Origin of the sequence: Limnobacter sp. UBA3528 (assembly GCF_002377005.1) — a bacterium.
Classification (GTDB): domain Bacteria; phylum Pseudomonadota; class Gammaproteobacteria; order Burkholderiales; family Burkholderiaceae_B; genus Limnobacter.
The window spans coordinates 26,160-35,555 of the sequence record NZ_DFOZ01000048.1; the positions used below are offsets into that span (position 1 = coordinate 26,160).

12 protein-coding genes are annotated in these 9,396 nt (G+C 54.4%); 6 read left to right on the forward strand and 6 right to left on the reverse strand.

Features of this window, described 5'->3' with window-relative positions:
- The first annotated feature begins 168 nt into the window (after positions 1-168).
- On the forward strand, positions 169-654 hold the full coding sequence (locus tag B4N58_RS13365; RefSeq protein WP_008247501.1) for a type II secretion system protein N: 486 nt from the start codon (positions 169-171) through the stop codon (positions 652-654).
- Here the strand turns inward: B4N58_RS13365 and B4N58_RS13370 are convergent.
- Positions 651-1,424 carry a DUF3108 domain-containing protein gene (locus tag B4N58_RS13370; RefSeq protein ID WP_291750263.1) on the reverse strand — a complete coding sequence of 258 codons (774 nt, stop codon included), beginning with the start codon at positions 1,422-1,424 and terminating at the stop codon, positions 651-653. The genes B4N58_RS13365 and B4N58_RS13370 overlap by 4 nt on opposite strands.
- Entirely contained in the window at positions 1,421-1,891 is a 471-nt protein-coding gene (locus tag B4N58_RS13375) for a D-Ala-D-Ala carboxypeptidase family metallohydrolase (RefSeq protein WP_291750266.1), read from the reverse strand. Before B4N58_RS13375 ends, B4N58_RS13370 begins: the two co-directional genes overlap by 4 nt.
- Before the next feature lie 5 nt (positions 1,892-1,896).
- Between B4N58_RS13375 and B4N58_RS13380 the strand changes: the two genes are divergently transcribed.
- On the forward strand, positions 1,897-2,589 hold the full coding sequence (locus tag B4N58_RS13380; protein WP_050771120.1) for an HAD family hydrolase: 693 nt from the start codon (positions 1,897-1,899) through the stop codon (positions 2,587-2,589).
- Here B4N58_RS13380 and B4N58_RS13385 read toward each other — a convergent pair.
- From B4N58_RS13385 to gpmA, 4 genes are read right to left on the reverse strand one after another with little or no spacing between them, the layout of a single operon-like run.
- Positions 2,586-3,332, reverse strand: a complete 747-nt coding sequence (locus tag B4N58_RS13385; RefSeq protein ID WP_291750282.1) for a HesA/MoeB/ThiF family protein — start codon at positions 3,330-3,332, stop codon at positions 2,586-2,588. The two genes, B4N58_RS13380 and B4N58_RS13385, sit on opposite strands and share 4 nt — an antisense overlap.
- A 38-nt stretch (positions 3,333-3,370) precedes the next feature.
- Positions 3,371-4,759 (reverse strand): S41 family peptidase, encoded by a 1,389-nt coding sequence (locus tag B4N58_RS13390; RefSeq protein ID WP_369745751.1) that lies wholly within the window; start codon positions 4,757-4,759, stop codon positions 3,371-3,373.
- Positions 4,760-4,761: 2 nt separating this feature from the next.
- Positions 4,762-6,063, reverse strand: a complete 1,302-nt coding sequence (locus tag B4N58_RS13395; protein WP_008247512.1) for a murein hydrolase activator EnvC family protein — start codon at positions 6,061-6,063, stop codon at positions 4,762-4,764.
- A gap of 6 nt (positions 6,064-6,069) precedes the next feature.
- Positions 6,070-6,816 (reverse strand): 2,3-diphosphoglycerate-dependent phosphoglycerate mutase, encoded by a 747-nt coding sequence (gene gpmA, locus B4N58_RS13400; protein ID WP_008247514.1) that lies wholly within the window; start codon positions 6,814-6,816, stop codon positions 6,070-6,072.
- A gap of 105 nt (positions 6,817-6,921) precedes the next feature.
- Between gpmA and B4N58_RS13405 the strand changes: the two genes are divergently transcribed.
- The 4 genes from B4N58_RS13405 to B4N58_RS13420 are packed head-to-tail and all read left to right on the forward strand — an operon-like array spanning position 6,922 to position 9,271.
- Complete coding sequence (locus B4N58_RS13405) at positions 6,922-7,404, forward strand: rhodanese-like domain-containing protein (RefSeq protein WP_008247516.1); 483 nt, start codon at positions 6,922-6,924, stop codon at positions 7,402-7,404.
- A 44-nt stretch (positions 7,405-7,448) separates the two neighbouring features.
- Positions 7,449-7,724 carry a glutaredoxin 3 gene (gene grxC, locus B4N58_RS13410; RefSeq protein ID WP_291750276.1) on the forward strand — a complete coding sequence of 92 codons (276 nt, stop codon included), beginning with the start codon at positions 7,449-7,451 and terminating at the stop codon, positions 7,722-7,724.
- Positions 7,725-7,765: 41 nt separating this feature from the next.
- Positions 7,766-8,245 (forward strand): protein-export chaperone SecB, encoded by a 480-nt coding sequence (secB, locus tag B4N58_RS13415; RefSeq protein ID WP_008247524.1) that lies wholly within the window; start codon positions 7,766-7,768, stop codon positions 8,243-8,245.
- Between the two features lie 12 nt (positions 8,246-8,257).
- Positions 8,258-9,271 carry an NAD(P)H-dependent glycerol-3-phosphate dehydrogenase gene (locus tag B4N58_RS13420; protein ID WP_291750279.1) on the forward strand — a complete coding sequence of 338 codons (1,014 nt, stop codon included), beginning with the start codon at positions 8,258-8,260 and terminating at the stop codon, positions 9,269-9,271.
- Positions 9,272-9,396: the final 125 nt, after the last annotated feature.

Below are 9,396 nucleotides of genomic sequence, written 5' to 3' on the forward strand. Positions count from 1 at the left end.
TAGGTGTTCTTGCGTGCGCATACTACTGATGTGGGCAACTCAAGTTGCCAACAACCCTTGAAGCATGGCTTAAAAACCGGTCACCCTTGCGGGTTGTCCGGTTTTTTTTTGAATCAAGCCCATCTTGCGGGTTATGATGCTTTCCAGTGTGTCTCTTCAGTTTGCCCCATGAAACTTGCCTTGAAAAAACCGGTTGCCCAGTTCAGTTTGTCGCCACGGCTTGTTCAGGCCCTGCGCATGGTGTTGTGGTTGGGTACAGTGGGTTTGGGGGTGTGGGTGCTCATCAAGTTGTTTGCACCTGCTCCGGTGGTTGCACCGGCCATGCCTGCACAGGCCTCGGCCAATTATCAAATTGACCAGTCGCCCGAAGCACGACTCATGGGAGTTGAAACTGCGGGCGGCCTCACGCCTCCCTCTGTGAATTTATTGGGCATTTTTGCCAACAGCGAAGGCAAAGGTGCGGCGGTCATGTCAATTGAAGGGCAGCCCGCGCAATCAAAACGCGTGGGCGATGAAGTCGCCAACGGTTGGACTCTGGAAGAAGTGGGCCCTACGTTTGCTGTGATGCGCCGCAGCGGGCAACGTCACCAGGTTAACTTGCCCATTCTCGAAGCAGATCCCAATTTGCTGCGCCGCGTACCTGCCAACGGTTAGGCGCCAGTACCAATCAGGGTTTGGGTCAGGGCTTTGCCGTCTGCATCCTGAATTTCAATTTTCGCGGGCTGCCAGTTCAAATCTTTGGCATACCAAATACGCACAATTTCATCGCCTGCTTCCTCTGGCTTGGTTTCAAATTGCAGGGTGCTCACTCGGCGCTCGCCCTTGCCCAGGTCCAGCGTAAGGTCTTCTGTTTTCTTTAGAACAAACACCTCGTTGGCCACGCGGCCAGTGCTCATGACGCGCATGGTCAATGTGTCGCCGACTTTTAAATCGGCGTTGCAGCGCAGGCGCGTGGCAATTTGATAAATCATGCTGATTCGGTCTTGCAAGCCTTTTTCATAAGGCGCAGTTTCGCCATTGCGCTTGAATACCACCTGCTGCGTTTCGGCATTCAGCATGCTTTCAGCCACTGGTTTTTTGCCCCGCTGTTCAGCGTAGTAAAGGGGTGTTAAACCCACTTGTGAATCGACCAGCCCTTCGCTTTTCTGCGTTAATTGGCCCGAGTACAGCAAGGCGAGGAAGCCTTTGGCCTGCGAGGTCGATTCCAGTTTGTACTGCGTACCCGCTACCCGCATTTTGTGGGTGCTAATCGCCAGTTCGCCAGGAATTTGACTGTGGGTCAGCGAAAAACGCAGGTCTGAATCAATCACCTGTTTGCCCATGCCTTTGCAGGTCGTATCGGCGGCCCAAGCGCTGCCTGTTCCACTCAGGCCGAGCAGGGCTGCAAGGCTGATTTTGACTATTGTGTTTTTTGTTGTGTTCATCGCTTCACAATACCTTCCAGATAACCTTCGTCTTTGCTGAAAATGCTCAGGCATTCTCGCCGCGGTGCCTGGCCCAGCGGTGCAGCAGACACATGCACCCATTTGCCAAACTCCAGAATCAGTTGATCAAATTCACATGGCAATTGTGCAATCGCCAAGGCCAAATCATAGGGGCTGCCAAATTCAGGGCACACCACATCGGCCGCCAGTCCCACACAATGCTGCGAATTGGGCACACCGCCCACTTTTTCATTCAAGGCTTCTGCCCTGAATCCACTGTTAACCTTTAACGCACCAGTACAAATATTCAGGGACCTATGGATGTCGCCCAGCAAGGCAGAGAGCCTGCCCAGGTTGTCCAGCAGTTCAGGCGGGCAGCTGTTGTCTAGACCGCACCGCAGCGCGGTGTCAGAATGACACAAGGTGTCCTGACAAAATTCAGGATGAAAACTCAACTTCAGGTTCATTCGTTTTGCGCATTCGTTATATTCGTCGTCCCCATGCAGGCTTGTCTGGCAAAGTGTATTTGCTCGATCTGGACAACACCCTGCACCACGCATCAACCCACATTCTGCCCGAGATCAACCGGCAAATGACCCGCTACCTGGCTGAACACCTGGAGTTGGACCACCAACAGGCCAGCGAGTTGCGCACCCAATATTGGCTTCGATATGGCGCAACCCTTTTGGGCATGATGCGCCATCATCAAACCAACCCGCATCACTTTCTGGCCAGTACACACCGTTTTGAGGGTTTGAAAAAACTCAGTTCTCGCCACGGCAGTGTGCCTCACCGCTTGGGCAAATTACCTGGCCTGCGCATCATGCTGACCAATGCCCCCCGTGCTTACGCCGTGGCCCTGTGCAAGGAAATGGGCTTGTACCGCCACCTTCATGCCGTCATCGCGATTGAAGACATGGTGGTTCACCAAGCCTGGCGGCCCAAACCCGCCAATATTTTGTGGCCAAACCTCAAGAGCAAATTGAAAGGCAAGCGGGCCTTGCTGGTGGACGACACGTTCGGGCACCTGGAGCAAGCGGCACGGCATGGCATTCAAACCAGCTGGATCACGTTTCCGGGCTTGGGGTTCAAGCCCCGGCAACTCACTGGCAAAGTCAAACACCGCATTCGTCAGTTTGAAGCCATTCGCACCGCAAAATTCTAGGGGTTACAAACCACGCACTTGGGGTCTTTGCGAATTTTCATTTTCGTGAATTCGCAACTGCGTGAGTCGTAAATTTGAAGGGTGCTGTACATGGGTTGGCCAAAGCCCGCCAGAATTTTCAAGGCCTCGCTGGCTTGCAAGGTGCCAATCACGCCGGTTAGCGGCGCAAACACACCCATCGTGGCGCAACGCACTTCCGATACATCGTCCCCTTCCGGAAACAGGCAGTGGTAGCAGGGCGCTTGCGGGTTGTTCAGTTCAAACACCGCAAGCTGGCCATCCAGCCGTATGGCTGCACCGGACACCAATGGTTTCCCAAACTTCACGCAGGCACGGTTCACTGCATGGCGTGTTTTGAAGTTGTCACAGCAGTCCAGCACCACATCCATTTGTTCAACCAGTTGTTCCAGCTCCTCGCCCTCCAGGCGGTGGGCAATTGGCACAATGGTGCTGCAGGGGTTTAGTTCATTCAAGTGGGTTTTTGCAGATTCAACTTTGGCCATGCCCACACGGCTTGTGGTGTGCAGCACCTGGCGTTGCAGGTTGGTCAAGTCAACTTCATCATCGTCGGCAATGTAAATGGTGCCCACACCTGCGCTGGCCAGGTAAAGCGCACTGGGGCAGCCCAATCCACCAGCACCCACCACCAGTACCTTCGCACTGGCAATGCGTGATTGCCCTTCGATTCCTATTTCGTCCAGAAGAATGTGACGGGAGTACCGAAGTAACTCCTCGTCATTCAAGTCCCGTAGTTCCACGTTCAAGCCGTTATCGGGGTGGCTTACTGAGCTGACTTGGCAGTTTGTGCTGCCTTGCGGTTTTGCACCACAGGCTTGCCCTTCAGGTAATTCAGGGCTTGCTGCAATTGGTAATCGTCCTTCTCGCCGAACACAATCGGTTTCATGTCCGCGTTCTTGTTAGTGTCTGGGGTTTTGGAGCTGGGTGTTTCCTCACCCTTGTCATTACTCAAGTGTCGGGTCAGGTCAGCTTCGCGAACACGCTCAACAATGTCACCTTCCGGGGTTTCGGTGACCACGTAATCGGGCTCAATGCCCTTGGCCTGAATGCTGCGGCCACTCGGCGTGTAATAACGCGCAGTAGTCAACTTGATCGCTGTGTTGTTGTTCAGCGGCAAAATGGTTTGCACCGAGCCCTTGCCAAATGTTTGGGTGCCCAGCACCTTGGCGCGGCCATGGTCTTGCAGGGCACCGGCCACAATTTCAGAGGCCGAGGCCGAGCCACCGTTCACCACCACAATCATCGGCACGGTTTTGGCAATCGGGCTCAATTCTTTCAGGTAGTCTTTCTCGCGGCCACGCAAGTAGTCTTCAGGTCCGGCCACCAGTTTGCGTTGGGAGTCCTCGGTGCGACCATCGGTAGACACTACCAATGTGTTCTGTGGCAGAAACGCTGCGCTCACGCCCACTGCCGCGTTGAGCAAACCACCCGGATCGTTGCGCAAATCCAGCACCAAGCCTTTCATCGGGGTTTTGGCCTGCAATGTATTGATGGCCTTCACCAGGTACTCGCCAGTGTGTTCCTGAAATTGCGTAATACGAACGTACCCGATGCCATCGTCCAACATTTTGGATTTAACGCTTTGCACGCGAATGACATCGCGAATAATTTTGACCTCGATCGGCTTTTCCACGTCCTTGCGCAGCAAAGTCAGGCGAATCTCGGTTTTCGGCTTGCCGCGCATCAAATTAACCGCATCGGACAAACTCATGCCTTTGGTTGGCTTGTCATCAATTTTCACGATGAGGTCACCTGCCTTCACACCAGCCTTGGCCGCGGGGGTGTCTTCAATCGGCGAAATGACTTTCACAAAGCCGTCCTCGGTGCCCACCTCAATGCCCAAGCCACCGAATTCACCTTGCGTACCCACGCGCAGTTCCTTGAAAGCCTCTGCATCCAGGTAACTTGAATGCGGGTCCAGGTTGGCAACCATGCCGCTGATGGCGCCATTGAACAACTTGTCGTCGCCCACGGGCTCCACATAAAAGCTCTTGATTGCGCCAAAAACTTCGGTGAACTGGCGCAGTTCACTCAAGGGCAATGCCTCGGGCTGCTGCCGTTGGGCCACTGCGCTAATACCCACGCTGACCAACACGCCGGCCACTACACCGACTGATACCAAACTGATTTGCCGCAATTTTTGACGCATAATTCCTACCGACCTTTGGTCCACGAAATAGGATCGAAGGGTTGTCCCTGATGCCTTAGTTCAAAATATAAACCTGTATCAAGATTACCACTGCTGTTGCCAGTTTCAGCAATGGTGTCACCCGCTTTCACGGAATCCCCTGATCTTTTCATTAATTTACCATTGTTGCCATAAACGCTCAAAAACTGGTCGCCGTGGTCAATGATCACGATTTCGCCGAATCCGCGCAGCCATTCCGAGAACACCACGCGCCCTGCACCAACCGCCCGAACTGCTTGCCCTGCCTCAGTGGCAATAAAAATCCCTTTCCAGGAGGGGCCTTGCCCGTCTTTTGATCGGGTTTGCCCAAATTGGCCAGCCACGGTGCCTTGCACTGGCAACACCAGTCTGCCTTTCAGTTTTGCAAACTCACCCGTACTGGGCATGGGCGGTGGGGGTGAGTAATCTGGTTTGCTGGGTGCCTTTCCTGCCGATTTGGGCGTGCTTCCCGACTGGCCCTGCTGCTTTTGTTGTTGCGCCGCCAGTGCCTGTTTGCGCTTTGCCTCTTCAATGGCGCGCGTCAATTCGGTGATCACATTGCTTAGCCGCGATTCGTCGCGTTGCAGGCGCTTGCGCTCAAGCTCCTGGTTTTTCAGTTTCGAGTTCAGGTCGGCGATCAGCTGGTTGCGCTCCTCGCGCTGTGCCACCAACTCGCGCTGGCTTTTGTTTTGATCTGCAATGGTGTTTTCGAGCCTTTCCTGCTTTTTCTCAAGGCCCAGTCGAATGGACTCGAGTTCACGGGCTTGCGCTGCTTGCTGCGCAGCCAAATCACGCTCTGCGGCTGAAATTCTTTCATACCAGTAACTTTCGCGTGCAGCTTCGCTGGCTGACTTTCCTGCCAACCACGCTTGTGTCGGGTTCACCTCCACCCTGCGATACTGGTTGCGCATCACCTCGGCCAAACGCGCCTGGGTACTCTCCAGGTCTTGTTGAAGCTGGCCTTCTTCCTGGTTCAGTTTTTTGATGTCTGTTTCCAGTGCGTCCCTATCCTGATCAAGGGCTTTCAGGCGGTTCTGGGTTTTTTCAAGCCGCTGCTCAAGCAGGCTAAGTGCTTTGGCAGCCTGCTTTTTCTCACCGCTGGTTTCATTGATTTCTTTTTTCAATGCATCCAGTTTTCGGCGCACTTCGTCGCGCTCCTGCTTCACGCCCGCCGGGTCGCGCACATTGCTTTGCGCCCGGGCAGGTTCGGTGGCAGTCAGGGTGAGCAGGGCCAATACGGCACCTAGCCCACCACGGGTACAACGAATCAGCTTGGAGTAGTTACGCACCTGTGTTTACTTGGCCTTTCCCTGGTTTTTCACGGCAGCCATGGCCGCTTCAATTTCAGCCTGATCGCCCAAGTAATAACTGCGAATGGGTTTCAGGTTCTCATCAAGCTCGTAAACCAAGGGACGTGCAGTTGGGATGTTCACCTGCAAAATGTCTTCTTCATTCAGGTTGTCCAAGTACTTGATCAAGGCACGCAATGAATTGCCGTGCGCAGCAATCAACACCTTCTTGCCGGCTTTAATGGCTGGGGCAATACCCTCTTTCCACAGCGGGACAACACGGTCTACCGTGTCTTTCAGGCATTCCGTGAGTGGAATTTCCTCGGGTTTCAGCTTCGCATAGCGGGGGTCGTTGCCAGCAAAACGGGGGTCATCCACTTTCAGTGGATTCGGGGCAATCGCGTAGGCACGTCGCCAAATCAGCACTTGCTCTTCACCAAACTTGGCGGCAGTCTCAGATTTGTTCAGGCCCTGCAAGTCACCGTAATGGCGCTCGTTCAAACGCCAGGCATGTACCACGGGCAGCCACATCTGGTCCATTTGATCCAAGGCAATCCACAGGGTGCGAATGGCGCGCTTCAACACAGACGTGTAGGCCACGTCAAAGCTGTAGCCCTCGGCTTTCAGCAAGTCGCCAGCCTTGCGGGCTTCTTCGCGGCCTTTGTCAGTCAGGTCTACGTCGGCCCAGCCGGTAAAGCGGTTTTCCAGGTTCCATTGGCTTTCGCCATGGCGCATTAATACGAGTTTGTACATGTTTGTGGCCTTTAAGTTGCTGTCTAATTAGGCAAACCTCCATTTTAGCCTCGATTCAAGGGGATATAATGAACAATCCATCAAGACCCACTCATTGCAGGATTTATGTCGCAGGAATTTCTGATTCAAAACAGTTGGCTCATCGCCTTGGCCTTTGGTTCTGGCCTCATGTTGATTTGGCCCTTGTTGACCAAAGGTGGCGGCACCCGTGTCACGGTGCCCCAAGCCACACTGTTGATCAACCAAAAGAAAGCGGTGCTGGTTGACATTCGAGACGACGATTTCGTCAAAAATTCAGGTGTGGTGCCCAACTCCAAGCGCATGGCCATCAAAGATCTGAAAGAAAAAGCGGGTACGCTCGCAAAAACCAAGGAAACTCCGCTGATCGTGTTGTGCCAAACCGGCGCACGTTCTGGCGCAGCTGCCACCGTGTTGAAGGCGGCGGGTTACACCGACGTGTTTGTTCTCGATGGTGGCATCAATGCCTGGAAAGAAGCTGGCTTGCCCGTCAAAAAAGCACAAGAGGCCGCAGCCGATGCTGCGCCCAAGGTAAAAACACCCAAAGCCACCAAACAGGTTGCGAAGTAAAAGCAAGCCCAGTTGCAGTAAACACAAGTAGTCAAGGAATACACATGAGCACCATTCAAGCCCCTGTTCGCATGTACACCAGCGCAGTGTGTCCGTTTTGCGTACGTGCCGAACGCTTGTTGAACGAGCGTGGCGTGCAGAATATCGAGAAAATCCGGGTCGATCTCGATCCATCCCAGAAAGAAAAAATGATGGCCGAAACTGGCCGGAGAACAGTGCCGCAAATTTATATCGGCAGCACACATGTGGGCGGCTGCGACGATCTGTTCGACCTTGACCGTGCCGGCAAGCTGTTGCCTTTGCTGGGGCAACCCAGCTAATTTCCCCCAACCCTACTCATTCAATCCATAGGAGCCAGCAAATGGCCGAACAGAATTCAGAAGCAGTATTTCAAATGCAACGCGTGTACATCAAAGACGCGTCATTGGAGCTGCCCAACGCACCACAAATTTTCCTCGAGAAGAATCCGCCCAAAATTGAAGTGGCTGTGGATGTGGGTGCACAACGCTTGGCCGAAAACATTTTCGAGTCTGAAGTTACAGTGACCGTGACCGCCAAAATCGATGAGAAAGTCGCTTTCCTGGTGGAGTGCAAGCAGGCCGGTATTTTTGAAATTTCAAACGTACCCGAAGAGCAGTTCGACCCACTGTTGGGCATTTTGTGTCCCAACATGATTTACCCCTACCTGCGTGCCAACGTGGCCGACTTGATCACCCGCACCGGCTTCCCGCCTGTGCATTTGTCCGACATCAATTTCGAGCAGTTTTACCAGCAGCGTTTGGCTGCAGCCCAGGAACAAGCTGCCAAGCAAAACGGTTCCGGCATCATTACCACAGCGTAATTGGTGGCGCGCATGAACATCACCGTGTTCGGTGCGGGGGCATGGGGCACCGCAGTGGCTGCCCACATGTCGTTTGCACACGACGTGGTGCTGTGGGGGCGCGATGCGGCGGTGCTTGAATCCATCGCCAACCAACGCGAAAACCCGCGTTATCTTGCGGGTATCAAACTTTCCCCCACGCTGAAAGTGCAGGCCGATTTTCCGGTGGCTGCCCGGCATGCCCTTGGTCAATCCGACGCGCTTTGGGTGTTGGGCACGCCCATGGGCGCATTGCGCCAAACACTGTTGCAATTGCTTGAAATTGCGCCCATTGAACAATGGCCACCACTGGTGTGGTTGTGCAAGGGCTTTGAAGTGGGCACCGGCCAAATGCCACACCAAGTGGTTGAAGAGGTGTTGGGCAAGCCCTATGGCGGCGCCTTAACCGGCCCGTCCTTTGCCGCAGAAGTGGCTCGCGGCCTGCCTTGTGCACTCACCGCAGCCAGCGCTGACGAGTCCACCCGTCAAGCCATGGTGCGGGCTGCGCATCATGCGGCTTTGCGTGTGTACGAGCTTGACGACCTGGTTGGTGCAGAAGTGGGCGGTGCGGTTAAAAACATTATGGCGGTGGCCACCGGTATTTGTGATGGCATGCAACTGGGGTTGAATGCACGCGCAGCTTTGATTACCCGCGGCATGGCTGAAATCAAGCGCCTGGCTGTGGCTTTGGGTGCGCAGGCTGAAACTCTCAATGGGCTCTCTGGTTTTGGCGACCTCATACTCACTTGCACTGGCGACTTGTCTCGCAACCGGCGAGTCGGTTTGATGTTGGCCCAAGGCAAGTCCCTGGACACCATTCTTCAGGAATTGGGGCAGGTTGCCGAAGGTGTGAAATGCGCGCCTGTGGTCAAACAACTTGCTGCGGAATTGGGGGTTGATATGCCGATTACGTCGGCGGTGAATTCTGTGCTGTTCGAGGGTTTAAGCCCCGGAGAAGGCGTGATGCGTTTGTTGTCCCGCGAAGCCAGGTCTGAAGACGCTGAGTGATCGCGCTGGCTTCTGGTCAACTCGGCGTAGGTTGCCTGTGTGGTACTGGACCGGTGACTTGGGAGCTAAACTTGAAGGGTCACCGCTGGCGCAACGCCCAGTCGGCGGCGGTGTTTCGATCGCCT